21 protein-coding genes and 1 pseudogene are annotated in these 26,705 nt (G+C 70.2%); 6 read left to right on the forward strand and 16 right to left on the reverse strand.

Translation table 11 applies throughout. The features are described 5' to 3' along the window. Positions 1–31 precede the first annotated feature (31 nt). Positions 32–1,129 (reverse strand): TAXI family TRAP transporter solute-binding subunit, encoded by a 1,098-nt coding sequence (locus P1Y20_RS13140; protein WP_304449118.1) that lies wholly within the window; start codon positions 1,127–1,129, stop codon positions 32–34. 149 nt (positions 1,130–1,278) lie between these two features. Here P1Y20_RS13140 and P1Y20_RS13145 point away from each other — a divergent pair, with 149 nt between their 5' ends. Beyond that, complete coding sequence (locus P1Y20_RS13145; protein WP_304449119.1) at positions 1,279–2,505, forward strand: MFS transporter; 1,227 nt, start codon at positions 1,279–1,281, stop codon at positions 2,503–2,505. Between the two features lie 22 nt (positions 2,506–2,527). Here P1Y20_RS13145 and P1Y20_RS13150 read toward each other — a convergent pair whose 3' ends face one another. Beyond that, on the reverse strand, positions 2,528–5,002 hold the full coding sequence (locus P1Y20_RS13150) for a right-handed parallel beta-helix repeat-containing protein (protein ID WP_304449120.1): 2,475 nt from the start codon (positions 5,000–5,002) through the stop codon (positions 2,528–2,530). 309 nt (positions 5,003–5,311) lie between these two features. Then, positions 5,312–6,481 (reverse strand): pyridoxal-phosphate-dependent aminotransferase family protein, encoded by a 1,170-nt coding sequence (locus P1Y20_RS13155; RefSeq protein ID WP_304449121.1) that lies wholly within the window; start codon positions 6,479–6,481, stop codon positions 5,312–5,314. A gap of 99 nt (positions 6,482–6,580) precedes the next feature. On the opposite strand from P1Y20_RS13155, the gene ligA reads away from it, so the two are divergent. Then, on the forward strand, positions 6,581–8,713 hold the full coding sequence (gene ligA / locus P1Y20_RS13160) for an NAD-dependent DNA ligase LigA (protein ID WP_304449122.1): 2,133 nt from the start codon (positions 6,581–6,583) through the stop codon (positions 8,711–8,713). Between the two features lie 192 nt (positions 8,714–8,905). Here ligA and P1Y20_RS13165 read toward each other — a convergent pair whose 3' ends face one another. From P1Y20_RS13165 to P1Y20_RS13175, 3 genes are all read right to left on the reverse strand, one after another. Further along, positions 8,906–9,742, reverse strand: coding sequence for an ABC transporter permease (locus tag P1Y20_RS13165; RefSeq protein WP_304449123.1), 837 nt, complete (start codon positions 9,740–9,742; stop codon positions 8,906–8,908). Then, positions 9,739–10,704: an ABC transporter ATP-binding protein gene (locus tag P1Y20_RS13170; protein ID WP_304449124.1), complete on the reverse strand. Its 966-nt coding sequence runs from the start codon at positions 10,702–10,704 to the stop codon at positions 9,739–9,741. The genes P1Y20_RS13165 and P1Y20_RS13170 overlap by 4 nt, the downstream gene beginning before the upstream one ends. A gap of 99 nt (positions 10,705–10,803) precedes the next feature. Then, positions 10,804–11,085 (reverse strand): DUF7967 family protein, encoded by a 282-nt coding sequence (locus P1Y20_RS13175; protein WP_304449125.1) that lies wholly within the window; start codon positions 11,083–11,085, stop codon positions 10,804–10,806. Between the two features lie 107 nt (positions 11,086–11,192). Here P1Y20_RS13175 and P1Y20_RS13180 point away from each other — a divergent pair, with 107 nt between their 5' ends. Next, entirely contained in the window at positions 11,193–12,971 is a 1,779-nt protein-coding gene (locus tag P1Y20_RS13180) for an excinuclease ABC subunit C (protein ID WP_304449126.1), read from the forward strand. A 3-nt stretch (positions 12,972–12,974) separates the two neighbouring features. On the opposite strand, the gene P1Y20_RS13185 is transcribed toward P1Y20_RS13180, so the two are convergent. Further along, positions 12,975–13,940, reverse strand: a complete 966-nt coding sequence (locus P1Y20_RS13185) for a ring-cleaving dioxygenase (protein ID WP_304449127.1) — start codon at positions 13,938–13,940, stop codon at positions 12,975–12,977. A gap of 33 nt (positions 13,941–13,973) precedes the next feature. Next, positions 13,974–14,312 (reverse strand): DsrE family protein, encoded by a 339-nt coding sequence (locus P1Y20_RS13190; RefSeq protein ID WP_304449128.1) that lies wholly within the window; start codon positions 14,310–14,312, stop codon positions 13,974–13,976. 352 nt (positions 14,313–14,664) lie between these two features. Between P1Y20_RS13190 and P1Y20_RS13195 the strand changes: the two genes are divergently transcribed. Beyond that, complete coding sequence (locus P1Y20_RS13195) at positions 14,665–15,855, forward strand: SPFH domain-containing protein (RefSeq protein WP_304449129.1); 1,191 nt, start codon at positions 14,665–14,667, stop codon at positions 15,853–15,855. Positions 15,856–15,905: 50 nt separating this feature from the next. Here P1Y20_RS13195 and P1Y20_RS13200 read toward each other — a convergent pair whose 3' ends face one another. The 8 genes and pseudogenes from P1Y20_RS13200 to P1Y20_RS13235 all read right to left on the reverse strand — a co-directional run bounded on the left by P1Y20_RS13200 (position 15,906) and on the right by P1Y20_RS13235 (position 25,039). Beyond that, positions 15,906–16,646, reverse strand: a complete 741-nt coding sequence (locus P1Y20_RS13200) for a maleate cis-trans isomerase family protein (protein WP_304449130.1) — start codon at positions 16,644–16,646, stop codon at positions 15,906–15,908. Then, entirely contained in the window at positions 16,643–18,283 is a 1,641-nt protein-coding gene (locus P1Y20_RS13205; RefSeq protein WP_304449131.1) for a hydantoinase B/oxoprolinase family protein, read from the reverse strand. Before P1Y20_RS13205 ends, P1Y20_RS13200 begins: the two co-directional genes overlap by 4 nt. Next, complete coding sequence (locus tag P1Y20_RS13210) at positions 18,280–20,292, reverse strand: hydantoinase/oxoprolinase family protein (protein WP_304449132.1); 2,013 nt, start codon at positions 20,290–20,292, stop codon at positions 18,280–18,282. The genes P1Y20_RS13205 and P1Y20_RS13210 overlap by 4 nt, the downstream gene beginning before the upstream one ends. Continuing rightward, a complete protein-coding gene (locus P1Y20_RS13215) occupies positions 20,293–21,480 on the reverse strand; it encodes an Nramp family divalent metal transporter (protein ID WP_379737817.1) in 1,188 nt (395 codons plus the stop codon). 185 nt (positions 21,481–21,665) lie between these two features. Beyond that, positions 21,666–22,224, reverse strand: a pseudogene (locus P1Y20_RS13220) (ribbon-helix-helix protein, CopG family). Between the two features lie 48 nt (positions 22,225–22,272). Further along, complete coding sequence (gene uvrB, locus P1Y20_RS13225; RefSeq protein ID WP_304449134.1) at positions 22,273–24,330, reverse strand: excinuclease ABC subunit UvrB; 2,058 nt, start codon at positions 24,328–24,330, stop codon at positions 22,273–22,275. 103 nt (positions 24,331–24,433) lie between these two features. Beyond that, entirely contained in the window at positions 24,434–24,637 is a 204-nt protein-coding gene (locus P1Y20_RS13230; RefSeq protein ID WP_304449135.1) for a hypothetical protein, read from the reverse strand. 252 nt (positions 24,638–24,889) lie between these two features. Beyond that, positions 24,890–25,039: a 50S ribosomal protein L40e gene (locus tag P1Y20_RS13235; RefSeq protein WP_304449136.1), complete on the reverse strand. Its 150-nt coding sequence runs from the start codon at positions 25,037–25,039 to the stop codon at positions 24,890–24,892. A gap of 86 nt (positions 25,040–25,125) precedes the next feature. On the opposite strand from P1Y20_RS13235, the gene P1Y20_RS13240 reads away from it, so the two are divergent. Further along, entirely contained in the window at positions 25,126–26,172 is a 1,047-nt protein-coding gene (locus tag P1Y20_RS13240; protein ID WP_304449137.1) for an enolase-like domain-containing protein, read from the forward strand. 70 nt (positions 26,173–26,242) lie between these two features. Continuing rightward, a complete protein-coding gene (locus P1Y20_RS13245; protein ID WP_304449138.1) occupies positions 26,243–26,704 on the forward strand; it encodes a luciferase domain-containing protein in 462 nt (153 codons plus the stop codon). Position 26,705 lies beyond the last annotated feature (1 nt).

Genomic DNA, 26,705 nt, shown 5'->3' on the forward strand with positions numbered 1-26,705 from the left:
GGAATACGTCTTACGACATCACCTCGGCCCATCACTCGCTGCTCTCGTTGGTCGCGTTGCCCGTCTCGTTCGCAGTCGCGTCCTCCGTCTCGTTTTCGGTCTCGTTACCGCCCGCGGTCTCGTTGCCGCTCCCGCCGGCGCTCTCGAAGTAGGCCTCCGCGCCGGGGTGGAGCGGGATGGACATGCCGTCCTGTGCGCTCTCCACGGTGATGAACTCCTGCTTGCTGTTGATCTGGTCGGTGTTGTCGAAGATGGACGTCAGCACCTGCTCGACGACGTCCTCGGACACCCCCTCGTGGGTCGCGATCATCGCCTGGACGGCGACGGTCGGTGCGGCCTCGTCCAGCCCGTAGGTCCCCTCGGGGACCTCGTCCTCGGCGAAGAAGTCCTCGGCGTCGAGGACGGCCTGCCGGTCCTCGCCCTCGAGGGGGAGGATGACGACGTCCTCGGTCTGGGCGAGTTCCTCGATGGCGCCGACGGGGTAGCCGCCGACGACGAACGCCGCGTCGATGTCGCCGTTGCTCAACTGCTCTGCGGCCTGGGAGAAGCCCGTGTTCTGCTCGTCGAACTCCTCGATACCGAGCGCCTCCAGGATCTGCAGCGCGTCGACCTGCGTTCCGCTCCCGGTGTCGCCCGTGTTGATGGTCGCCCCCTCGAGGTCGGCGGGGGACTCGATGCCCGCGTCCGCCAGCGTGACGATGTGTATCGTCTCGGGGTAGAGCGTCGCGACACCGCGGATGGTGTCGATGGCGTTGTCCTCGAACGCGTCGATACCCGTCCCGTTGTACGCGAAGGAGGCGACGTCGTTCTGGATGAGCGCGAAGTCGGCGTCCTCCTGCGAGAGGCTGCCGACGTTCTCGACGCTGGCGCCGGTCGACTGGACGTTGACCGACAGGTCGGTGTTCTCCTCGATTATCGTCTTGAAGTCGTTCGACAGGGGGTAGTACGTCCCGCTGGTGCCGCCGGCGTGCCACGAGATGCTGCCACTGCCGCCGCCGCCGTTGCTTTCGTTGCCGCTGTCGTTACCGTCGCCACCGTTTCCACCGCCACCCGTACAGCCGGCGAGCAGCGTTGCGCCGGTGACACCGGTCGCGACCAGGAACTTCCGTCGACTCGTGTGTGATGCCATGGAGTACTGTATTTCCATCGAGACTTATAACCACACCGCTGTCGATATGTTATGTCATACTGCGTAGTATATATCCGATGAGCGATACTCCCGGGAGCCGAACGTATCGCCCCGACGGCGTTACTACGGTGGCGTACGTACCGTCGTGAGTGACCGTTCGACGCGCTCGCACGACGCTCGCGGCGACCGTCTTCGCCGTCCTGTTCGCGCAGGTGCTACTGTACCCGGGCATCACCGACCTCGTCGCGCTGTGGACCGGCACGCCCGCCGCGGAGAACCTCGCGGCGACCGGCCTCGACGCGGGCCGCTGGTTCCTCGCCGCCGAGTTCGTCGGGTTCGTCCTCGTCGCCGGCCTGTGGGGTGCGCTGAGCGACGCGCTCGGCCGTCGCGTCGCGCTCATCACCGCCGGCGCGCTCGGCGGTGCCGTCGGCTACGCGGCGCTGGCGGGCCTGGCGCTCGCGGAGGCCCCCTTCGAGGTCGTCCTCGTCGTCCGGTTCCTCCAGGGCGCGCTCACCATCGGCGCGTTCTCGCTCGCGATGACGATGCTGATGGACCTCTCGGGCGGCCACGGTCGGAACATGGGTGCGGCCGGCATCGCCATCGGCCTCGGGACGGCCCTCGGCGCGCCGGTGGGGGGACAGCTATCCGACGCCGACCCGCTCGCGCCCGTCGTCGCGGCGAGCGTCCTGCTCGTCGTCCCCGGCCTCCTCGTCCTCACGGTCCCCGACCGCGCGCCGAGGGGGAGAGAGGGGGCACTCGCCGCGCTCTCCCGGCTTCGGGACCGTCCGGCGCTCTCGCTACCCTACGCGTTCGGCTTCATCGACCGCCTCACCGCGGGTTTCTTCGCGCTCGTCGGCACCGTCTACTTCCGCAGCGCGTTCGGCCTCGACGCCGGCGAGACGGGGCTGTTGCTCGGCGCGTTCTTCGCCCCGTTCGCCCTGCTCCAGTACCCGATGGGCATCGTCTCCGACCGCATCGGCCGGCGAATCCCCATCGCGCTCGGGTCGACGCTCTACGGCGTCGTCGTCGTGAGCGTCGCGTTCGCGCCGACCGTCCCGCTCGTCGCGCTCCTGCTGGTGCTGACGGGCGTGACGGGCGCGTTCATGTCCCCGGCGACGATGGCGCTCGTCAGCGACCTCGCGGCGGACGAGGAGCGCGGCGTCGCCATGGGCGGCTACAACATCGTCGGCTCGTTCGGCTTCCTCGTCGGCATCGTCGGCGGCGGGGCGCTGGCGAGCGCCTTCGGGTTCACCGTCGCCTTCGTCGTCGTCGGCCTCTCCGAGATCTGCCTCGCCGCGCTCGCCGTCCCCGCCCTGTCACGCGTCGAGGCGACCCGCGTCGCCCTCTTCGAGTCCGGCGAGAGCGAGAGCGTCTGATGGCCGAACCGAGACGCGCCGCTCAGACGTCTTCGGCGTCGACGGACTCGCCGTCCTTCTGGATGTCGGCGTCGCCCTCGATGTCGAAGGTGACGATCTCACCCGAGTAGCGGTAGACGTCGCGGCCGCCGGCGATGACGCCGTCCGCCGTCCCCTCGCCGAGGCGGTCCTCGGTGCCCCAGTCCGGGTCGAACTCGATGTCGCCGCTGACCTCGATGTGGTACGGCAGCAGCGCGCCGGCCTCCCCGTTGATGGAGATGGTCTTGTTCAGTTCGCCGTCGTCCTCGACCTCCTCTTCGGTGCCGAGGTCGTCGGCGTCGACGGACTCGCCGTTGAGTTCGATGTCGGCGGGGCCGTCGATGTCGAACGTCGCGATGTCGCCGGAGAACCGGTACTGGTCGGCGCCGCCGGCGAGGACGCCGTTGGCGGTGTTGCCGCTGACGCTGTCCTCGGTGCCCCAGTCGGGGTCCAGTTCGAGTTCACCGGTGACGGTGAAGGTGTACGGCGAGACCTCCTCGGAGGTGATGTACAGGGTGTTCGAGAGCGCCCCCGACGTCTCCGCGTCGGAAGCCGAGTCGTCCGACCCCTCGTCCTCGGTCTCCTCCTCGGAACCGCTCTCCGACCCCGAGTCGCTCGACTCGTCGTCCTCGGACGAGGTGTCGTCCGAGGTGTCCGTCTCGCTGTCGTCGGAGTCGTCGGAGTCGTCGGAGTCGTCGGAGTCGTCGGACGTGTCCTCGTCACTCTCGGCGGACGCATCAGCGTCGACCGACCCGCCGGCGGTCGCGTTTCCGGCGGTGTCGTTCTCCGACTCATTCGACGCGTTCTCCGACTCGCTCTCGTCCGACTCCGCCTCTTCGGACTCCTCGTCGCTCGGTTCGCCGCCCTCGTTGGCTTCCTCGTCGTCGGAGTCTCCGTCCTCGGACTCTTCTTCCTCGTCGGATTCTTCGTCGTCGGATTCCTCCTCGGACTCCTCGGTGTCGTTCTCCTCGGATTCTTCTTCGTCGTCGGACTCCTCGGTGTCGTCGGGTTCCTCGGACTCCTCGGGGCGGTCGGTCGACCCGGAGGACCCGCCGTCGCTCCCGGAGGCGCTCGGCAGCGGGCACGACCCGCTGGTCTCGATGCCCGAGGTGGCGGCGCCGGAGCCGTTCTCGACGACGGTCTCGCCGGGCACGTCGATGGTGCTGTTCTTGACCGTGCAACCGCTCGACTGCGTCAGGACGACGCCGTCGCCGCCGTCGCGGTCGATGCAGGAGTCGGTGACGCTCGACCCGGAGCGCCCGACGATCTCGATGCCGCCCCGTCGCGGGTCGCCGGCCGTGTCGGTGATGTTGACGCCCTCGACGGTGACGTCCGTCGCACCGCTGATTCCCGAGGGGTCGCGGGCGAACAGCGAGGGGTGCGTCGTCTCGTTGCGGAAGCGGCAGTTCCGGACCGTCACCGCCCCGGCGGTGCCGGAGATGCGGAGCAGGCCGCCGCTCGTGTCGGCGGACTCGAGGATGAAGTCACAGTCCTCGACGAGGCCGCCGACCTTCCCGTAGCTCCCGGACTCCCACCAGAGGCCGCGGACGTTGTCGAACGCGGAGGGCGAGTTGTCGGCCGTGTCGGTGTCGACGACGAACGTCGACCCCTTCACGTACGACCCCTCGCCGGCCACGCGAACCGATGCGATGTCGTTGTTCTTGAAGTAGGAGTTCTCGATGCGGACGTCCCCGTTCGTCCGACTGGCGTAGATACCGTTCTCGCCGGACTCCTCGATGTGGGCGTTTCGGACGTAGAGCGTCCCCTCGTGTGGGTCGCCGACGAACAGCGCCTGCGTCCCCGTGGGGTAGTTCCCGACGGCGCCGCCGCCACGGCGGACGTAGCCGTCGATGACGCCCTCCCCGTCGCTGTCGTAGATGTACGCTGCGATACCGCGCTGGCCGTAGCGAGCGTTGTAACCGGCGATCTCGAAGTCGTGTATCTGGAGGTTGTCGTCGGGTGCGAAGACGCAGCCGACGGACGTGTCGCCGTCGTCGTACTGCTGGAGCGTGACGTTCTCGATGAGGTGGTTCTCGCCGTAGCGCAGCACGAGGAAGCGGTCGTTGAACCCGTCGGGGAAGACGAACTGCGTGTCCTGACGACTACTGCCGGTCCCCCGGATGCCGAAGTTCACGAGGTTGAGCAGTACCTGCTCGCTCGTGACGAGGTAGTCGCCCGGCGGGAACTCGATGAGCGTCCCGTCGTTCGCCGCGTCCTGGAGCTGGCCGTCGATGGCCTCGTTCCCGTTCGGGTCCATCCCGAGGTCGTCGACGGCGTCGACGACCCGGGAGAAGTTGATGCCGTGGCGCGAAACCGCGCCGGTCGCACTGTTCGTCGCGGTGCCGAGCAACCCGAACGATGCGGTTGCCGCCGCCCCCATCCGGAGATACGACCGCCGGTCGAGCGAGAGGCCCGACCCGTCGTGTGTACCCTTCTCGTTGTCTGCGGACTGATTGGTCCCAGTGTGCTTCTCGGTCATTGACTCGTCGGGATGGCTTTAGACGACGTATATCAAGTTTGTGTTCCGTGAGCTTTCTCCTCTACAGAATATCTGTATTCTGGTATTGTTCTGGCGAAAATTTAACGTGCAACAAACAGTTTCTACTGTTTCACGAAAGAAACTTCGTGAACAGTCGTGTTTTTCGGAGACTACATATCTGAAATTTTTACTAACTCAGGATAGTGAGTGTTACTCGCCGCCGTCGGCAACCTATCAAGCGCGCAAACTACTTCCAGGACAGTCAGGTATGCGAGATGGTACGTCTGGCGAGGATTCGACGGATAGCGGTCAGTCGAGGACGTCCCTAGCGTCCGAGACGGCCACTTCGACGTCCGCGGCGACGCCGGCGTCGTTCAGGGCCTCGCCGACGGTCCTGACGCCTCGGAGGACCTGCGCCGACGAGAGGTGTCCCATGTTGCTCACACGGAAGATGTCGCCGCCGAGGTGGGCCTGCCCCCCGGAGATGCTCACGTTCCGCTCGGCGACGGCGTCGAAGAACCGCCCGGCGTCGTCGCCGCGCAGGTCGGCCGGCAGCGACATCGCCGTGAGGGTGTTCGAGTACTCGGTCGGTCCCGACAGCGTCGGGAAGGGGTCGAGACCGAGGGCCTCGAAGCCGGTGCGGAACGCCCGCGACTGCCGGCGGTGGCGTTCGATGCGTCCGGGCATCCCCTCCGACTCGATCTCTCCGACGGCCTCGGCGAGCGCGCGGAACAGCGGCACCGCGCTCGTGAAGGGCGTCTGGTGCTGGTCGGCCTTCCGGAGGTGCCAGTCCAGGTCCTCGTAGAACGGCGCGGACTCGCCGTCGGCCCGCTCGGCGGCCCGCTCGGTGACGAACACCGCGCTCACGCCGGGGGGCGCCGCGAGCGCCTTCTGGGAGTCGGTGATGGCGAGGTCGACGTGCCAGTCGTCGATGCGGAACTCGTCGCCGCCGATGCTCGTGACGCCGTCGACGACGAACAGCGCGTCGTGCGCGCGGGCGAGTTCGCCCACCTCGGCGACGGGGTTGAGCAGACCCGTCGACGTCTCGTTGTGGACCATCGTCACCACGGCCGTCTCGTCGCCGACGGCGGCCTCGACGGCGTCGAGGTCGAACGATTCGCCCCAGTCGACCTCGACGGGACGCACCTGCGCGTGGCGCTCGGCGATGCGCTTGAACCGCCGGCCGAACTTCCCGTTGACGAGCGTGACGACCTCGCTGTCGGCGTCGGTCAGGTTCGCGACGGCCATCTCCATCCCCATCGTCGCCGTCCCGTTGAGGACGAGCGCCGTTCCCTCGCCCGTCGTCCGCTCGTCGGGTGTGGACTGCGTGAAGACGTACTCCAGTCCGTCCTGGGCGCGCTCGTACGTCGCCTCGAACTCGGCCGAGCGGTGCGACACCATCGGCTCGTCCATCGCGCGTCGGACGCGGTCCGAGAGGGGGACCGGACCGGGATTCAACAGGAGGAACTCCTCCGACATACCTCACCCTCCGCCCGCGCGGGGATAAGCGTCCCCGTCGTCGCAAGCTTCGCCGACGGAACGGCCCGCTTTTTACCCTCTCTGGCCAACGCTCGGGTAATGAGCACGGACGCTCGGGAGGCCCCCGACAACCCCTTCATCGAGGACCCCCCGACCGACTTCGACGACGTCGACGACCTCACGGAGGAGGCAGCGCGCCGCCAGGCCGAACAGTTGCGCGAGGCGCTTCGCTACCACGACCGGCGCTACTACGTCGAGACCGACCCGCGCATCCCGGACCGAGCGTACGACGCGCTGTTCGCGCGGCTCTCGGCCCTCGAATCGGCCTTCGACCTCCAGACCGAGGACAGCCCGACCCGGCAGGTCGGCGGGGAACCGCTCGACGCCTTCGACACCGTCGAGCACGTCGCCCCCATGCGCTCTATCGACTCCAGCGGCGACGTCGAGGACGTCTACGACTTCGACCGTCGGGTCCACGACCGACTCGGCCTCTCCCAGACCGAGGGCGATTCGGCGGGTCAGGCGTCGCTGGACGCCTACGCCGACGGCGCGGTCGAGTACTTCTGCGAGCCGAAGTTCGACGGCCTCTCCGTCGAAGTCGTCTACGAGGACGGTCGCTACGAGCGCGCCGCCACCCGCGGGAACGGCGAGACCGGCGACGACGTCACGGCGAACGTCCGGACCATCAGGTCGATTCCGCTCCGCCTGTCGGGGGACTTCCCGGACTACCTCGCCGTCCGCGGGGAGGTGTACATCCCCCGTGACGCCTTCCAGGCGTACAACCGCGAGCGCGTCGAGCGCGGCGACGACCCCTTCGCCAACCCCCGGAACGCCGCCGCCGGGACGCTCAGGCAACTCGACCCGTCGGTGACCGCCGAACGACCCCTCGACTGTTTCTTCTTCGACGTCCTCGACGCCTCGCGACGCTTCTCGACCCAGCGAGAGCGCCAGGAGACGCTCCCCGAGTGGGGACTGAAGGTCAACGACCGCTCGACGCTCGTCGACGACATCGAGGCGGCCGTCGACTACCGCGACGACCTCGTCGAGGACCGCGACGACCTCGACTACGAGGTCGACGGCGCGGTCATCAAGGTGAACGACCTCGAGCAGTGCGAGCGGCTCGGGTCCACCTCGCGAGCGCCCCGGTGGGCGTACGCCTACAAACTCCCCGCCCGGACCGAGGAGACGACGGTCCGCGACATCGTCGTCCAGGTGGGGCGGACGGGACGGCTCACGCCGGTCGCGCTGCTCGACCCGGTCGACGTCGCCGGCGTCACCGTCTCGCGGGCGAGCCTCCACAACCCGGACCAGATAGCGGACCTCGGCGTCGCCGTCGGCGACCGCGTGAAGATACAGCGCGCCGGCGACGTCATCCCCTACGTGGACGAAGTCGTCGAGGACAACAGCGAGGGTCACTTCGCGTTCCCCGACCACTGTCCGGTCTGCGAGAGCGCCGTCGAGTTCGACGGCCCGCTCGCGTTCTGTACCGGCGGGCTGGCCTGCCCGGCACAGCTCAAACGCGCCATCGAGCACTACGTGAGCCGCGGCGGCCTCGACATCGATGGGCTCGGCGAGCAGAAACTCGACCAGCTCATCGAGGCGGGCCTCGTCGAGTCCATCCCGGACCTCTACGACCTCCGGGTCGCCGACCTCGCCCGCCTCGACGGCTGGGGAGAGACGAGCGCCGAGAACCTGGCACGCGAGCTGGAGGCGAAGACGGAGCCGTCGCTCGACGACTTCCTCGCGGCCCTCGGCGTCCCGGAGGTCGGCCCCACCACGGCCACCTCGCTGGCGCGAGCCTTCGGCTCGCTGGACGCCGTGATGGACGCCGACGAGGACGAACTCCAGGCGGTCGACGACGTGGGCCCGACCGTCGCCCACGAGATACGCGAGTTCTTCGGGAGCGAGCGCAACCGCGAGGTCATCGCCGACCTGCGCGAGCACGGCGTCGAACCGCGGTCCGTCGAGGTGGAGACGGGCGACGCGCTCTCGGGCCTCACCTTCGTCTTCACGGGGGCGCTCGACGGCTACACCCGCGAGGAGGCCCAGGCCCTCGTCGAGCGCCACGGCGCGAACGCTACCGGGAGCGTCTCGGGCAACACCGACTACCTCGTCGCCGGCGAGAGCCCGGGGGGGAGCAAACTCACCGACGCCGAGAGCGAGGAGGTGCCGGTGCTCGACCAGGAGGCGTTCGAGGCGCTCCTCGCGGACCACGACATCGAGGTGGAGTAGGCGGACGCCGGAGGAGGCGGACAGGCGACGCGAGCGGTCGGACGGCGCTGCGTCGCGCTCCCGCGGGACGCCGTCCGGCGACGGTCAGGACACGGCGACGCTGGCCGCGCGCTCGTAGGTAAACGTTCGTCCCGGGTGTGGTCTCCCGGTTGTTCGGGGGTGGCGTCGAAAGAAGGGGTCGCGGCTCCGACCTTACAGGTCGCTGGAGTTGAACCGTGCGTACCCGATGGCGAGGGGAACGACGAGCCAGAACAGGAGGATGACGAGCCCGAACCAGCTCTGCAGGTAGAACGGGTCGGATGCGGAGGCACCCATCATCGCCGTGATGTCGTCGTTCGGCAGGAGCGCGAAGACGGAGTTGCTGTAGGCGGCCCCCGGCGCGAGGTTCGTGATGAGTCGCGTCCAGTCGGTGGGGTATCCCTGGAGAGAACTCCCGTTGACGAAGTAGTAGAGCACCAGCGGAACCGTTCCCCACAGGAACTCGAACAGAGCGTAGAGTCCGACGGCTCCCGCGAGCGCCTTCGACGTCGAGGCGAACAGCGACGAGAACGCGATGCCGATGCTGATGTAGACGAGCGCGAATAGCATCGTCACCAAGACGAACACGGCGTACGAGGCGGGGTCGAACTCGCCGTACTGCGTCGCGACGATGACGAGCGCGACGGCGAAGCCGACGACGATGGCGATGAGCGTCGAGAGCGTCCGCCCGACGAGCTTGCCGAGTACCATCTCACCGCGGCTGTGTGGAAGCGAGAGCATGAGCTTCATACTCCCCGACTCGCGCTCACCGACGACGGCCTTGTAGCTGATCATCAACCCGATGATGGGGACGAGCAGCCCCGCCGGAGTCAGGAGGAACACCAGCAGTCCGATGGTCTGGGCCTCCCCCCCGCCCGAGAACGTCGGGATGACCGTGTAGAGGTACGCCGCACCGGCCGCGAACAGTACGAACAGGACGGAGAGTCCCCAGAGCCAGCGCGAGCGCGCCGCGTCCTGGAAGTCCTTCTTCGCGACGGCGGTCCAGCTCACGCCTGGACCTCCGACTCCGATTCGGTCTCGGTTTCGGCTTCGGCGGTCTCCTGGGGCGCGTCGTTCGTGTAGCTCATGAACAGCTCTTCGAGCGACGCCTTCTCCGTCGAGAAGTCCTGGACGTCGGCGCCGGCGTCCTCGACCGCCGTCAGCACGGCGGTCTTCGACGCGTCCTGAATCGTCACGACGATGGTGTCGCCGTCGACGGCGACACCCGAGACCCCGGGGACGTCCCGGGCGGCCTCGACGGCCGCGTCGGGGGCGTGGGTCGTCCGGATAGTGAGCGTCGACCCGCTCCCCATCGACTCGCGCAGACCCTCGATGCTGTCCTCGGCGACGAGTTCGCCCTCGCGGAGGATGCCGACGCGGTCGCAGACCGCCTCGACCTGTTCGAGGATGTGACTCGAGAAGAAGACGGTCGCGCCGCGGCGGTTCTCCTCGCGGATGATGTCGCGCATCTCGCGGGCGCCGTTCGGGTCGAGGCCCGTCGAGGGTTCGTCGAGGACGAGCAGGTCGGGTTCGCCGACGAGCGCCATCGCGAGCACGAGACGCTGGGCCATCCCCTTCGAGTAGCCGCCGGCCTTGCGGTCGGCGGCGTCGGGGATGCCGACGCGGTCGAGCAGCGCCATGGGGTCGTCGTCGGTCCCCTTCGATTCGATGGCGAACTCGACGTGCTGGCGACCCGTCAGTCGGTCGTAGACGTGGTAGCCGTCGGGGAGGACGCCGACGCGCTGGCGAACCGCCTTCGACTCGCGCTGGGCGTCCATCCCGAGGACTGTTATGCTCCCCTCGGTGGGGCGGATGAAGTCCAGCAGGGCGTTGATGGTCGTCGACTTCCCCGCGCCGTTCGGGCCGAGGAAACCGTATATTTCACCGTCTCTGACCGTGAGGTCGAGGTCGCGGAGGGCGACGACGTCGCCACCGAACCGTTTGGTGACGTCGTTCACTTCGATAGCGGGCATACGGCCGCGAGTTGCGTGTACGCCCTGAAAGTCTTTGCTCCTCTTTCATACGTCGTCTGTCACGTCTGCGGGTCCCCCGTTCCGCGGGGTCTCCCGGCCTCAGATGACGTCGTCCGGGTCGTGGTCGGCCGCCATGCGCTCCGCTTCCGACGCGTAGCGCTCTCGCCTCTCCTCGTCCTCGACGGCCGCGAGCTCGTCCGGGTCGGCGTCCATCGCCGCCGTCACGTCGCCCGACCCCATCACGAGGTTCGCCGAGCGCTCGCGCTGGTGGTAGCGCTCCCCGTCGGTCGTCGCGTACACCAGCGTGATGAGGTTCCGGTCGTCGTAGCTCCGTTCGACCAGCCAGAGGCGGAGGCGCTCGCCCTCCGGGTCGTCGCTCATGGTCGGCGATTCGCCCGTCGCCCGCTTGTACGTGGTGGTCGGCCGAGCACCGCTCCCGGCGAGCGAACGCGTCACCCTCTTACCCCCTGCGCCCCTCGGTTCGGTGAATGGATTCGGCGGCAGTGCGCACCCGCGCGGGCGAGTTCCCCCGCTCCCCCGGCGTCTACCTGTTTCAGGACGGCGAGGCCGTCCTCTACGTCGGGAAGGCGGTCGACCTGCGCGACCGGGTGCGCTCGTACGCCGACCCCCGCTCGGCGCGCATCCGGCGGATGGTGGAGCGCGCGCGGACCATCGACGTCGCCGTCACGGACACGGAGACGCAGGCGCTGTTGCTGGAGGCGAACCTCATCAAGCGCCACCAGCCGACGTACAACGTCCGACTGAAGGACGACAAGTCCTACCCCCTCGTGCAACTGACCGACCACGAGTTCCCCCGCATCGAGGTGACGCGCGACCCCGACGACTCCGCGACCGTCTACGGCCCCTACACCGACGTGGGCCGCGTCGAGACGGTCGTGAAGGCGCTGCGAGAGACGTACGGCGTCCGGGGGTGTTCGGACCACAAGTTCGCCGGCCGCGACCGCCCCTGTCTCGACTACGACATCGGCCTCTGTACGGCCCCCTGTACCGGCGAGATATCCCGAGAGGGGTACCTGACCGACGTGACGTCAGTCGAGCGGTTCTTCGAGGGCGAGACGGGCGTCCTCGCCGACCCGGTCCGCCGGGCGATGGAGTCGGCCAGCCAGGAGCGCCAGTTCGAGCGCGCCGCCCACCTCCGGGACCGCCTGTCGGCCGTCGAGGCGTTCCACGAGGGCGGCGGCGACGCCGTCGTCGCCCGCGACGGCCGGACCGTGGACGTCCTCGGCGTCGCCATCGAGGGCGACCGCGCCACCGTCGCCCGCCTGCGCAGCGAGAACGGGAAACTCGTCGACCGGGAGCGACACGTCCTCTCGACGCCCGACCCCGCCGACGGCGAGGCCGGGGACGGGCGGGAGGAAGACGGCGTCGCGGGCGTCCTCGCGGCGTTCGTCCCGCAGTACTACGCCGAGCGGCCCCTCCCGGACGCCCTGCTGGTCCCCGAGCGCCCCGACGACGGGGAGGTGGCGGCGTGGCTGGAGCGCGAGGGCGTCTCGCTTCGCGTCCCCGGCGCCGGCCGCGAGGCGACGCTCGTCGACCTCGCGCTGAAGAACGCCCGCCGGCGGGTCGGTCGGAGCGACGAGGGGGGCGCGCTCGCCGAGGCGCTGGCCGGCGCCGTCCCCTCGCTCCCCGCCCGTATCGAGCGCATCGAGGGGTTCGACGTGAGCCACGCCCAGGGGCGGTCGGCCGTCGGGTCGAACGTCACCTTCGTCGACGGGTCGGCCGAGAAGGGCGACTACCGACGCAAGAAACTCGACGACCGGAACGACGACTACGGGAACATGTACGACCTGCTGCGCTGGCGGGCCGACCGCGCCGTCGCCGGCCGCGACGACCGCCCCGACCCGGACCTCCTGCTCGTCGACGGCGGCGAGGGGCAGCTGGCCGCGGCGCGCGAGGCGCTCGCCGACGCAGGGTGGGACGTGCCGGCGGTCGGCCTCGCCAAGCGCGAGGAGGTGGTCGTCACGCCGGCGGGGCGTTTCGACTGGCCCGGCGACGCCCCGCACCTCCACCTGCTCCAGCGCGTCCGGGACGAGGCCCACCGCTTCGCGGTACAGTACCACCAGACGCTCCGCGACGAGGTCCGGACCGTCCTCGACGACGTCCCCGGCGTCGGCCCGCAGACGCGAAAGCGCCTGCTCAGGCGCTTCGGGAGCGTCGAGAACGTCCGCGGGGCGAGCGTCGAGGACCTGACGAGCGTCGCCGGCGTCGGCGCGAAGACGGCCGAGACGCTCAAGCGACGGCTGTAGTCGTCAGTCGGCGCCCGCGCTCTCGCCCTCGCCGTCGCCCTCGTCGGCCGCGAGCAGCGGCGGCAGGTGCGCCTCGATGTCGTCGCGGCGGTCCTCCAGCCACTCGGGGAGCATGAGCTCCGTCCCGAGCGCCTCGGGGTCCTCGTCGACGTCGAACCCGGGGGTGTCGGTGGCGAGTTCGAAGACGGTCCCGCCCGGTTCGCGGAAGTACATCGAGCGGAAGTACTGCCGGTTCAGGACGGGCGAGACGTTCATCCCGAGCGCGGAGATGGCGTCGCTGGCGTTCGTCTGGTCGGCCGCCGACTCGACCCGGAAGGCGGCGTGGTGGACGTGCCCCGGGCCGACGGGGACGGCCTCCTCGGGGGGCGCGCGCAGGACGTCGATGACGGCGCCGACGCGCGCCTCGCTGCGGTAGCGCAGGCGCTCGTCGTCCTCGCCGACGAGGACGTAGCCGAAGGAGTCCTCCAGGAAGGTCCCGGTCTCCTCGGCGTCCGGGACGGCGAGCGTGACGCCGAAGAGCCCACGGACGGCGTACTTCGTGGGGACGCCCTCGCCGTCCCAGGGGTCGCCGGGGACGTCGGCGGCGACGAGTTCCAGCGGGAGGCCGTCGGGGTCGGTGAACGAGAGGACCGACCGGTCGAAGCGCTCCGTGCGCTCGGTCTCGACGCCGTGTGCCGCGAGTCGGTCGGTCCAGTACCCGAGCGACGTGGGGGGGACGGCGAACGAGAGCGTCGTCACCGTGCCGCCGACGGGTTGTTCGACGTCCTCGTCGTCGGACCAGGGCGAGAAGGTGACGACGGTGCCGGGCGCGCCCGTCGCGTCGCCGTAGTAGAGGTGGTGCGTGTAGGGGTCGTCGTAGGCGACGGTCCGCTTCACGAGTCTGAGCCCGAGGAGCTCCCGGTAGAACGAGAGGTTCCGGTCGAGCGACTCGGTGAAGGCCGTCACGTGGTGGAGTCCGCGTATCGTCATCGTGTGTGTGCTCGGTCCGGTGGGGTGCCAGCCTCAGGGGACCTTGACGTAGTGATAACCCGTGTCCTGGAGCTTCGAGACGGTTCCGACGCCGGAACTCGCGGGGTCGACCCCCGAGAGCAAGTCGTCGGTCGGTATCTCCCGCGTTCGAAGCGAGTTGCGACACGCCTGAAACGCGACGTCGGCGGCGAGGTCCGCCACCTCGTCCGCGTGCGTCGAGCCGTCGACGAGCAGCCAGACCGCGTCGCCGTTGGCGACGAACGCGACCGACTCCAGGTCGAGGGTGTCGTCTGCGAGGAGGTTCCGGGCGTTCGCCAGCGCGTGCCGCTGGTCGGCCTCGGACCCACTCGAACAGTGCAGGACGACGTTCATCCGCGCGTAGGTATGCTGTCACGGCCCATAAGTTAGGTGTTCCGTCGCCGCCGTGGGGACACGACACGTGCGAGGACCTGTCGGCCGTCGGACGACAGGTCGGACCGCCCGGCTGCGGGCCGAAAACCGGCCGACCGTGACGCCCTCGTGTGAACGGTGTGGCCGTTCGCCCGGGCGATAGGTCAGCGAACGGACGGTGGTGACGGCCGACACGAGAGCCCTCGCCCGTACCTGTCGGTTCGCCGTTCGTTCGACTCTCGACCCGAACTCGACGGCAAGTCGGTCCTGTGCCCCCGGACGGGACCGGGGCCCCCGTCGAAACGTTTACGCTCGTGTCTGCGAACTGTTCACTATGAGCGAACGTGGGGTGTTCTACGAACTCGGGAAGGCGGCCGCCCGGGTGGAGTCGGCGGGCGTCGAGCGCCCGCGACCCAGCGGCGCCGGGCGCCCCGTCGTGGGCGTCGTCCTCGCTGCCGCGCTGGGGGCGGCGTACCTCGCCGGCGTCGTCAGTCTCGCCGTGTTCGGCGCTGCGCTGTTCCTCGTGCTCCTCGTCGCCACCCTCGTCAGCAGCGTCGAACTCGTCCAGGCGTACGAGCGGCGAGCGCTCACCGTCTTCGGCGCGAACCGCGGCCTGCTCGAACCGGGCCTGCACTTCGTCCCGCCGTTCGTCTCGCGGACCTACCGCTTCGACGTCCGGACGGCGGCCCTCGACGTCCCCACTCAGGAGGCCATCACGCGCGACAACTCCCCCGTCAGGGCCGACGCCGTCCTCTACATCCGCGTCGTCGACGCGGAGAAGGCGTTCCTCGGCGTCGACGACTACCGCCGCGCGACGCTCTACCTCGCCCAGACGTCGCTCCGGGCCGTCCTCGGCGACATGGCCCTCGACGAGACGCTGTCGCGGCGCGAGGTCATCAACGCGCGCATCCGCGAGCAACTCGACGAACCGACCGACGCGTGGGGCGTCCGCGTCGAGGCCGTCGAGGTGCGCGAGGTGAAACCCAGCGCGGGCGTCGTCGACGCGATGGAGCAACAGAGCGCCGCCGAGCGCCGCCGCCGTGCGATGATCCTCGAAGCACAGGGCGAGCGCGTCAGCGCCGTCGAGCGCGCCGAGGGCGAGAAACGCGCCAACATCATCCGCGCACAGGGCGAGAAGCGCTCTCGAGTCCTCGAAGCGCAGGGTGACGCCGTCTCGACGGTGCTGCGCGCCCGGGCGGCCGAGTCGATGGGCGAGCGCGCGATACTCGAGAAGGGCATGGAGACGCTCGCGAGCATCGGGCGCTCGCCCTCGACGACGCTCGTCCTCCCGCAGGAACTCACCTCGCTGCTCGGACGCTACGGCCGGCATCTCTCGGGGAGCGACGCGCGCGAGGCGGTCCCCCCGCTCGAACCCGGCGCGTTCGACGCCGAGACGCGCCGCCTGCTCGGCCTCGACACCTTCGCGGCCGACTTCGACGTCGCCGAGGTGACCGACGCGGGCGTCCCCATCGAAATCGAGTCGTCCGAGGAACCCGAGGAACCCGAGGAGGCGCTCGAACGGTAGGTCGACCTCGCCGCGCGTGCGAACCGAATCGACCGGCCCGAGCGACCGCGTCAGTGTTCTCCCGGGTCCGGGAGGTCGCCCGGCAGGCCGTCGGCGTCGAGGCCGCCCACGCGACAGAGGTCCCACAGCGTGGCGAGGTTGCTCGTCACCGTCGGGAGGGTTCCCCACAGGTCGCCGACCGCGCCGAGCGTCGGGTAGTTCGTACAGGAGACGAACAGCGCGTCGGCGTCGGGGGCGCGGTCGAGGACGCGGCGGGCCTGTTCCCGGGCGTCTCCCGGGGTGAGCCGGCCGATGGCGGTGTTGCGCTCGATGCCGCGACCGTCGAGTCGCACGACGTCGAACCCCGCGTCCGCGAGGTAGTCGCGTTCGCGCTCGTTCAGGTCGTCGGTGTAGGGGGTCGCGACGGCGACGGTCCGGGCCCCCAGTGCCGAGAGGAGTCGGCGGACCGACAGCGCCGTGGCGACCGCCGGGGCGTCCGCGGCGTCGCTCAACCGGGCCTCGAGGTCGACGTCGAAGCCGTGGCCGTGGACGAGGCTGCCGGTAGTGCAGGCGTAGGCGACGGCGTCCACGCCGGCGTGGCCCAGACGCTCGCCGGCCGCGACGGTTCCCTCGGCCATCGCGTCCAGCGCCTCGGCGGTGACGTCCACCAGCGGGACCCGCGCGGCGTGGACCGAGGCGCCCGCCGGCGCCCAGGCCGCGAACTCCGGTTCGACCGTCGTGTTCGAGGAGGGGACGACCGCCCCGAGGCGGGGTCGCTCCCCCCGAGCCGTCGGGTCCGTCCGCCCGGTCACGCTCCCTCGCCCCCGTCGGTGACTTTGCCGTCGGCCCGGTCGCGCGCTCGCGCCTCCGGGTCGCGCTCGGCCGGGTCGCCGTGGCCGCCGCCGCCCGGCGTCAGGACGGTGACCGTCGTCCCGGCGGTCACGTCGAGGGACGTCTTCGCGGCGACCGACTCGCCGTCGACGCGGTTCTCGCCACGCGCCCCCGAATCGCCGCCAGCGAGACCCGCGGGGGGAATCCGGCGACGTTCGGTGAGCAGCGAGACGGTCGCGTCCGCCTCGACGGTGACGGTCCGTTCGAGGCCGAGGCCGCCGCGGTGGCGGCCGTCGCCGCCGCTGTCGGGACGGAAGCCGTAGCGTTCGACGCGCAGCGGGTACGCGACTTCGAGAGCCTCGACCGGCGTGTTGAGCGTGTTGGTCATGCCGACCTGCACGCCGTCCATGCCGTCGCGCGTCGGGCGGGCGCCGAAGCCGCCGGCGATGGTCTCGTAGTAGGTGAACGACCCCGTCCGACTGCCGACGACGAGGTTGTTCATCGTCCCCTGCCCCCCGGCGGGGACGCGGTCGGGGACCGCCTCGGCGAACGCCGCGAGGACGACGTCCGTCAGGCGCTGGCTCGTCTCGACGTTCCCGCCGACGACGGCCGCCGGCGGCCGCGGGTCGACCAGCGACCCCTCGGGCGCCTCGACCGTGACCGGGTCGTAACAGCCCTGATTGGGGGGTATCTCGGGGTCGGTGACGCAGCGGACGACGAAGTAGGCGGCGCTCTTCGCGACGGCGAGCGGCGCGTTGACGTTGCCCGGCACCTGGTCGGCGGTCCCGTCGAAGTCGACGGTGAGCCGTCGGCCGTCGACGGTGACGGCCACCTCGACCGGTATCTCGACGGCCGCCGGGTCGACGCCGGAGGCGTGTTCGAGGACGCCGTCGCCCTCCATGACGTCGCGGGCGCGGTACGTCCCGTCCGGCAGGGCCTCGATTTCGGCCTCGATGCGCTGTCGCGAGTAGTCGATGACGGCGTCGAACGCCGCCCGCACCCGGTCGCCGTGTTCGGAGAGCAGGTCGTCGAGGCGCGCCTCGGCGCGCTCGTTGGCCGCTATCTGCGCCTGCAGGTCCGCGCGGCGCTCGTCGGGCGTGCGGACGTTCGCGAGCAGCACCGACTGGACGTCCTCGTTCACCTCGCCCCCGTCCACGAGTCTGACCGGCGGCAGGCGCAGTCCCTCCTGGTATATCTCGCGCGACCCGGCGGGCATGCTTCCGGGGGACATCCCGCCGACGTCGGCGTGGTGCGCGCGCGAGACGGCGTAGCCGAGTATCTCGCCGCGCGGGGCGAGCGGCGAGACGAGCGTCACGTCCGGCAGGTGGGTCCCGCCGTCGAACGGGTCGTTGACGACGAAGACGTCGCCCGGCCGGGGGTCGCGTTCCCTAACCGCGCTCACCGCCTCGGGCATCGCCCCGAGGTGGACGGGGATGTGTTCGGCCTGTGCGACCATCCGGCCGTCGGCGTCGAACAGCGCCGTCGAGCAGTCCTGGCGCTCCTTGATGTTCGGGGAGTACGACCCCGTGATGAGCACCTGTCCCATCTCCTCGGCGACGCTCTCCAGCTGGTTGCGGAGTATCTCGAGCGTGACGGCGTCGAGCCCGTGGTCGCTCATCGCGACCCCTCCGTGAGCACGACGGTGCCGTCGGGTTCGACGCTCGCGGTCCACGCCGGCGGGACGACGACGGTGCTCTCGTCCTGTTCGAGGACGGCCGGTCCCGCCACCGCCGACCCGGGCGCGAGTCGCTCGCGGTCGTAGACGGGGGTCTCGTGGGCCTCGCCGCCGAAGTGCGCCTCGCGCTCGCCCACGCGGGCGTCGCCGGGCGCGTCGTACGCCACCTCGACGTCCGGACGGTCGACGGTCGCCTCCGCCCGGAGGTTGACGAGGTCGACGGCCTCGTCCATCCGGTAGCCGTAGGTCGTCTCGTGGGCTGCGTGGAAGCGCTCCGCCACGGCGTCGGCGTCGAACGGCCGGTCGACGGGGACCGTCAGCTCGAAGCTCTGGCCCGCGTAGCGGAGGTCCGCTCGGCGGGTCACGACGGCGCGCTCCGGGTCGCTGCACTCCCCGCGGACGCCGCTCTCGAGGTCGTCGAAGGCCGACTCGACGGCCGCCGGGTCGACCGTCGCCAGCGCCTCGCGGCGGGTCCGCACGGCGTCGTGTTTCTCGTCGGCGACGAGCAACCCGTACGCCGAGAGCACCCCGCAGGCGCGGGGAACGACGACGGTCCCGACGCCGAGGTCGGCGGCGAGCGCCGCAGCGTGCATCGGCCCCGCGCCGCCGAAGGCGACGAGGCCGAAGTTCCGCGGGTCGTGGCCGCGTTCGAGCGTGACCGCCCGGATGGCCCGCGTCATCGTCGCGTTGGCGACCCGGTAGGTCCCCCGGGCGGCCGCGAGCGGGCCGTCGAGCCCCGCCTCGTCCGCGAGGTCGGCCAGCGCGTCGCGCGCCGCCTCGACGTCGACGGAGAGTTCGCCGCCGAGGCTCGTGGACGCCCCGATGTAGCCGAGGACGACGTTCGCGTCGGTGACCGTCGGGACGGTCCCGCCCCGCCCGTAGCAGACCGGGCCGGGGTCGGCGCCGGCGGAGGCCGGTCCGACGCGGAGGGCGCCGCCGGCGTCGACCCACGCCTCGCTCCCGCCGCCGGCACCGACGGTGGTGACGTCCACCATCGGCGTGCGGATGGGTCGGTCGCCGATGCTGGCGTCGGTGGTGCGCTCGACCTCGCCGTCGCGCACGAGGCTCACGTCGCTCGACGTGCCGCCCATGTCGAAGGTGACGAGACCGGCGAGGTCGCGCCCCTCGGCCAGCGCGCCGACGCTCGCGCGCGCCCCGACGACGCCCGCCGCCGGCCCCGACATGCAGGTCCGAACCGCGTGCTCGCGGACCGTCCCGGCGTCGGTGATGCCGCCGTTGGCCTGCATGATGCTCGGTTCGGGGACGCCCGCCGCGGCCGCCCGCTCGACCAGTTTCCCGACGTAGGCGTCGATGGCCGGCGTGACGTAGGCGTCCGCGACGGTCGTCGAGGTGCGCTCGTACTCGCGGAACTCCGCGAGTACCTCGTGGGAGACGGAGACGGGGACGTCGAGTTCCGCCTCCAGCACCTCGGCGACGGCCGCCTCGTTCTCCGGGTGGGCGTAGGCGTGGAGCAGGCAGACGGCGACCGCCTCCGCGCCCGACGCGCGGACGTCCTCGGCGACGGTCCGGACCGCCTCGAGGTCGACGCGTCGCTCGACGCCGTCGACGGTCGCCCGCTCGTCGACGGTGAACCGCCGCCGACGCGGCACCAGCGGTTCGGGTTTCTCCGCGTCGAGGTCGTACAGCGAGGGGCGCTCCTGTCGCCCGATTTCGAGCACGTCGCGGAACCCCTCGGTGGTGACGAGCGCCGTCCGCGCGCCGTCGGCCTCGAGGAGGGCGTTGACGGAGACGGTCATCGCGTGGGCGAAGTCGTCGAGCGCGTCCGGGGCGACGCCGGCGCGCTCGCAGGCCTTCTCGATGCCGTCCATGACGCCGACGCTCTGGTCGGCCGTGCTCGGCACCTTCGCGGTGACGAGGTCGGCTCCTCGGAGGAGGACGACGTCGGTGAACGTCCCGCCGACGTCGACGCCGACGGCCGTGCGGTCGGTCATCTACAGCCCCCCCACGAGTCCGAGCAGGTCCTGGATGGCCGTCCAGAGGCTCCGGAGACCGAGCAGGACGACGACGAGCGTGACGACCCCACCGAGGACGTTCTGTGCGGTCGAGTTGGCGTAGTCGCCGAGCGTCGTGCGGTCGTTCATGACGACGATGAGGAAGACGGCGATGATGGGCAGGAGGATGCCGTTGGCCACCTGCGCGAACACGATGGCCGGGACGGGGTCGAACCCGACGGCCGAGAAGACGACGCCGACGGCGAGGATGGTCCCCCAGACGGCCCGGAACCGCGTCGACTTCAGGTCGGCGTCCCAGCCGAGCGCTCCCGCCGTGGCGTACGCCCCCGCGAGGGGGGCGGTGGTCGCGCTGGTGAACCCCGCGGCGAACAGCCCGATACTGAAGAACAGTTTCGCGTAGGTGCCCGCGACGGGTTCGAGCTGGTCGGCCATCTGGCCGACGTCCTCCAGTTCGGTCCCCGTCGGGAAGACGGCGGCGGCGGTCACGAGGATGGCGAGCGTGATGAGGCCGCCGACGACGATGGAGAGGACCGTGTCGGTCCGGCACTCCCCGAGTTCGTCGGGGCCGGCCCACCGCTCCTGGACGCTGCTCGCGTGGAGGAAGAGGTTGTAGCCGACGACCGTCGTCCCGACGAGCGCGATGATGGGGAACACCGACCCCTCGGGGGCCGACGGGACGAACCCGGCGGCGAGCGCCCCGAGGTCGGGACCGATGAGTATCGCGTCGATGAGGAACGAGACCCCCATGACCGCGACGAGGGCGACCAGCACCCGCTCGATGAGCTTGTACCGCCCCGTCCAGAGGAGCACCCCGCCACACAGTCCCATTATCGGCCCCCAGACGGACGCACTGATGCCGGTGATGGTCGCGAGACCGGCCGCCCCGCCGAGGATGTTCCCCGTCTCGTAGGCCGCCGTCCCGACGCCGATGGCGCTGACGACGAGCGCCACGCTCGCGTAGCGAGCCACCGGGTTGTCGAAGCGGTTCCGGAGCGCCTCGCCCAGTCCCTCGCGCGAGACGAGACCGAGGCGCGCGCTCATCTCCTGCAGGACGACGGTCGCCACGATGGCGAAGACGATGGTCCAGACGAGCGCGTAGCCGAACCGCGCACCGGAGACGCTGGCCGTCGTGACCGTCCCCGGCCCGATGAACGCGGCCGCGACCATCGCGCCCGGCCCGACCGCCCGTATCCGTTCGACGAGACTCACTGCGACCACCTCTCGTGTGTCATGTTCTCACGAACCGGTATCGGACGGAAAAACGTTGTTATGACCGGTGAGTACCGAAACTGCGAGACGTATGAACGGATGTGAACCCGTATGCACGACGAACGTCGTTCGACGCCGTCCAGTCACTCCGTGTCCGGTCGCCGTTCCGTGACGAGCACCTTCGAGACGCTCTCCTCGACGTCGAGTTCGAACGGCAGGTCGCGGACGCTGCGCTCGATGAAGCGCGTCATGAACCAGCGCAGCGAGGCGGAGGGGAAGACGACGTGGTAGGTGTCGCCGTCGGTGGCGCGCACCGAGAGGAAGCCACAGAACGAGAGCCACTCCAGCAGGTCGCCGGCGTCGGCGAACCGGCCGGCGTACTCGCGGGCGTGGTAGTCGGAGACGGTGTCGGCCGCCGCGAGGAACGCCGGGTCGGGCGCGCCCGTCTTCGTCCTCGACGTAGTCCAGGAAGCAGTGCAGGAAGTCCACGTCGAGGAGGACGTGTTCGCCCCCCGAGAGCATCCGGTGGTAGGCCGCGAGGTTGGGGCCGGCGTCGACGCTCGCCGCGTCGAAGTTGGCCGCGTAGAACGTCAGCGCCCGGCGGATGACTTCGCTCTGGCCCTCGTCGGTCCGGTCGGTGAGGTCGGCGAGCGCCCGCGCCGCGTCCTCGTCGAGGGAGACGGTCACCCGTTCGGTCGGCATGCGTGAACGGGAGGTACGGGCGGGGATAGCGTTACCGCTCTCTCCGCCTCAGAACTCGCCGTCGGGCGCCGGGACGCCCTCCTCGTCGTGGTCCAGTTCGTACGCCTCGCGCACCTCGCGCATCCGGTCGCGGATGTCGGCGGCGAGTTCGAACTCCAGGTTGCTCGCGGCCTCCCGCATCCGGCGGTCGAGGTCCGCGACGTACGCCTCCGCCTCCTCGGGGCTGTCGGGTTCGACGCCGGCGACGGAACTCGTGTCCGTCTTGCTCCCCGGGAGGTTCGTCTCGGCGACCGCCTTCTCGATGGTCGTCGGCGTGTAGCCGTGTTCCTCGTTGAACTCGCGTTGGATCTCGCGGCGACGACTCGTCTCCTCGATGGCCGCCGCCATCGCGTCGGTCGTCTCGTCGGCGTAGAGCACCACCTCGCCGTTGACGTTGCGCGCCGCCCGCCCCATCGTCTGGATGAGCGTCGTCGTCGAGCGGAGGAACCCCTGCTGGTCGGCGTCGAGGATGCCCACGAGGCTCACCTCCGGGATGTCGAGGCCCTCCCGGAGGAGGTTGATGCCGACGAGCACGTCGAACTCGCCGAGTCGGAGTCCCCGGACGAGTTCGTGGCGTTCGAGGGTGTCCGTCTCGTCGTGCATGTACTCGACGGCGACGCCCGCCTCCTCCAGGTACTCCGTGAGGTCCTCCGCCATCCGCTTGGTGAGCGTCGTCACGAGGACCCGCTCGTCCTTCGCGACGCGGTCGTCGATGCGCTCCATCAGGTCCTCGACCTGTCCCTGCGCGGGCGAGACGGTCACCTCGGGGTCGACGAGGTGCGTCGGGCGGACGATCTGTTCGACGACCTGCTCGCTGTGCTCGCGCTCGTAGTCGCCCGGCGTCGCGCTCACGAACAGCAGTCTGCCGGTCTTCTCCTCGAACTCCTCGAACGTGAGCGGCCGGTTGTCGTACGCCGTCGGGAGTCGGAAGCCGTTCTCGACCAGCGAGTCCTTGCGCGACTTGTCGCCGGCGAACTGCCCCTTCACCTGCGGGAGCGTGACGTGCGACTCGTCGACGACGGTGAGGAAGTCGTCCGGGAAGTAATCGAGGAGCGTGTAGGGCGCCTCGCCCGACTCGCGGTCGCTCAGGTGGACCGAGTAGTTCTCGATACCGGAACAGTAGCCCGTCTCGCGCAGCATCTCGATGTCGAAGGTGGTGCGCTCCTCGATGCGCTGGGCGGCGAGCAGGTCGCCCTGGCGCTCGAAGTACCGGACGCGGTCGTGCATCAACTCCTCTATCTCCTCGATGGCACCCTCCAGGCGCTGCTCGGGGATGGAGTAGTGTTCGGCCGGGTGGACGAGCACCGCCTTCTGTTCGCCCTTCGACTCCCCCTCCAGGGTGTCTATCTTCTGCATCCGGTCGATCTCGTCGCCCCAGAACTCGACGCGGACGGCGTAGCGGCCGTACATCGGGAACACCTCGACGGTGTCGCCCCGGACGCGGAAGGTACCCTGCGTGAAGTCCACGTCGTTGCGCTCGTAGTTCAGGTCGACCAGCCCCTTCAGCAACTCGTCGCGGTCTATCTCCTGGCCGACCTCCAGTCGGAGGGCCATCCGCTCGTAGTCGCGGGGGTCACCGAGGCCGTAGATGGCCGAGACGGAGGCGACGACGATGACGTCGTCGCGGGTGAGCAGCGACCGGGTCGCGGAGTGGCGCAGGCGGTCGATCTCGTCGTTGATGGAGGCGTCCTTGTCGATGTAGGTGTCCGTCTGCTCGACGTACGCCTCCGGCTGGTAGTAGTCGTAGTAGGAGACGAAGTACTCCACCGCGTTGTCCGGGAACAGCGACCGGAACTCGTCGTACAGCTGGGCGGCGAGCGTCTTGTTGTGCGCGAGCACCAGCGTCGGCGTCTGTATCTCCCCGACGGTCCACGCCACGGTGTTGGTCTTGCCCGACCCCGTCACCCCGAGGAGGGTCTGTTCGGTCATCCCCTCGCGGTACCCCGCCGCCAGCGCCTCGATGGCCGCCGGCTGGTCGCCGGCGGGGTCGAACGGCGCGTCGACGCGGAACGGCCTGTCGAGGCCCGGTCGGTCCGGTTGCAGGGGGCTCGAGCCCGTATCACTCATTACCCGTGACTCGGGGCCGAGCGTACTTCAGGCGCACGCCCGCGCGGTGAAAGTGAACCGACCGGGTGCGTCGCCGTCCGACCGGGAGGCCCGAGACCGCGGTTCACTCGCCTCGCACGTCGATGTGGTGGACGGCCCCCGGCGACAGGAGCCGTCCGGTCGGGAGTTCGACCCAGCCGTTCGCACAGACCCGGGCGGCCCCCTCGTGGAGGACCTCCTCTCCCTCGCCGTAGACGACCACCTCGTCGTACTCGCGTTCGAAGAACTCGGCGACCACGTCCCAGAGCGAATCCGTCGAGACGACCATGACGTTCGTTCCGACCGATAGGTGATAAAACGGCTCGGTCGGAGTCGGCTCCGGTATCTGTTCGAGTGACCGATAAACCGCCCTGCTCCGACTCGATTAGCTATCGACGAACCGTGCGTCGCGCCGCGAGCGAGTGAGCGGAGCGAGCGGACCGACGAACCCGTGAGAGTCGGAGGCTCGAACGGGTGAGGAGGGTTTTGGTCCAGATTTTGCCAGCGGGCGGCGAAGCCGCCCGCGCAGCAAAAGGTCGCCTTAGACCGCGCGGCGCTCTTTCGCCTTCGGGCGCAGGTGCTTGTAACCGCACTTGCGACAGCGCTTCGCACGCGGGGAGTTGCGGGCGTTACAGCGCATGCAGATCTGCTTGTCGAGCAGTCGGTCCTCCGCCTCGGGGAAACTGGCCATGTGTGAGCGACCGGTCGCTCGGGGTTAAGGATTGCGAGTCCTCCACGTCCACGCCCACCTAAGGCGCTGGCGCGCGTGTCCCCGTTATGGCGCTGTTCGACCACCTCGCCGACCTCCCGCTGACCATCGAGGCGCACGACCGGACGACGGGGACGCGCGCGACGTCCTCCGGGTTCGACCGGACCACGACCACCTTCGCGTTCCACGGCGAGGGCGAGACGGGGAAGGGCGAGGACGTCACCTACGACACGGAGGACCACGAGCGCCTCGCGGCGGCGGGTCTCGACGTCGACTTCACCGGGGAGTACACGTTCGCCGAGTTCTCCGACTCGCTCGACGAGGGGGCGCTCTTCCCCGAGTCGCCCGAGCGCGAGACGGGCTATCACTACCGCCGGTGGGCCGTCGAGAGCGCGGCGCTCGACCTCGCGCTCCGGCAGGCCGACACCACCCTCGCGGCGGCGCTCGACCGCGAGTACGACCCCGTCCGGTTCGTCGTGAGCACGCGTCTCGGCGACCCGCCCTCCGCCGCGCGCGTCGAGGAGATACTCGACGGCTACCCCGACACGGAGTTCAAACTCGACCCGACGAGCGACTGGGGGACGGGCCTCGTGGAGACGCTGGCGACGACCGGCCGCGTCCGCATCCTCGACCTGAAGGGCCAGTACCACGGGACGGAGGTCGACCAGACGCCCGACCCCGGCCTCTACCGTCGAGTCACGGAGGGGTTCCCGCAGGCCGTCGTCGAGGACCCGGCCATCGAGGAGGGGACCGAAGCCATCGTCGAGGGCGTCGCCGACCGCGTCTCGTGGGACGCGCCCATCACCGGCGTCGAGAGCGTCCGCGACCTGCCGTTCGAACCCTCGTGGCTCAACATCAAGCCCTCGCGGTTCGGGACGGTCGAGTCGCTGCTGGAGACCATCGAGTACGCCCGCGAGCGGGGGATGACGCTCTACGGCGGCGGCCAGTTCGAACTCGGCGTCGGTCGCGGCCAGATTCAGGCGCTCGCCTCCGTCTTCTACCCCGACGGGCCGAACGACGTCGCCCCCGGCGACTACAACGACCCCGACGTGCCCGAGGGCCTGCCGACCAGCCCCCTCGACCCGCCGGCGGACGCCCGCGGCTTCCGCTGGTAGCGGTCCTCTCGACGACGAACCCACTCGAGACGGGCGCTGCGTTCATATCCTCGCGCGACCAACCTCTGGTATGAGTATCCACACCAACGTAGACTCGTCTTCGCGCATCGAGGCCGTCGTCGACGCCGTGTCGCGCTGGTCCGGCGTGACCGTCGCGCCCCACCGCTACGGCGGCCGCGAGTTCGGCTTCGGCTCCCGCGAGGTGGGCCACGTCCACTACACCGGCCTCGTCGACATCGCCTTCCCGAAGGTCCTCCACGACGCGCTCGTCGACGCGCGCTGGACGGAGGCCCACCACGTCGTCCCCCACTCCTCGTGGACGACGTTCCGCGTCCGGAGCGACGAAGATATCGAACGCGCGCTCAACCTCCTGCGCCTGTCGTACCTCTACAACGCGCTGAGCCTGTCGCGCACGGAGGAGGGACGGCGGGCGCTCGACGCGGTCGACCTCGACGCCGAACTCGACCGCATCGACCCGCCGCGTGCCGTCCGCGAGCGATTCGGCGCGCTCCGCGAACACGCTCGTCAGTAGT

The sequence above is a fragment of the Halomarina ordinaria genome (assembly GCF_030553305.1).
In the GTDB taxonomy this organism is placed as follows: Archaea; Halobacteriota; Halobacteria; order Halobacteriales; family Haloarculaceae; genus Halomarina; species Halomarina ordinaria.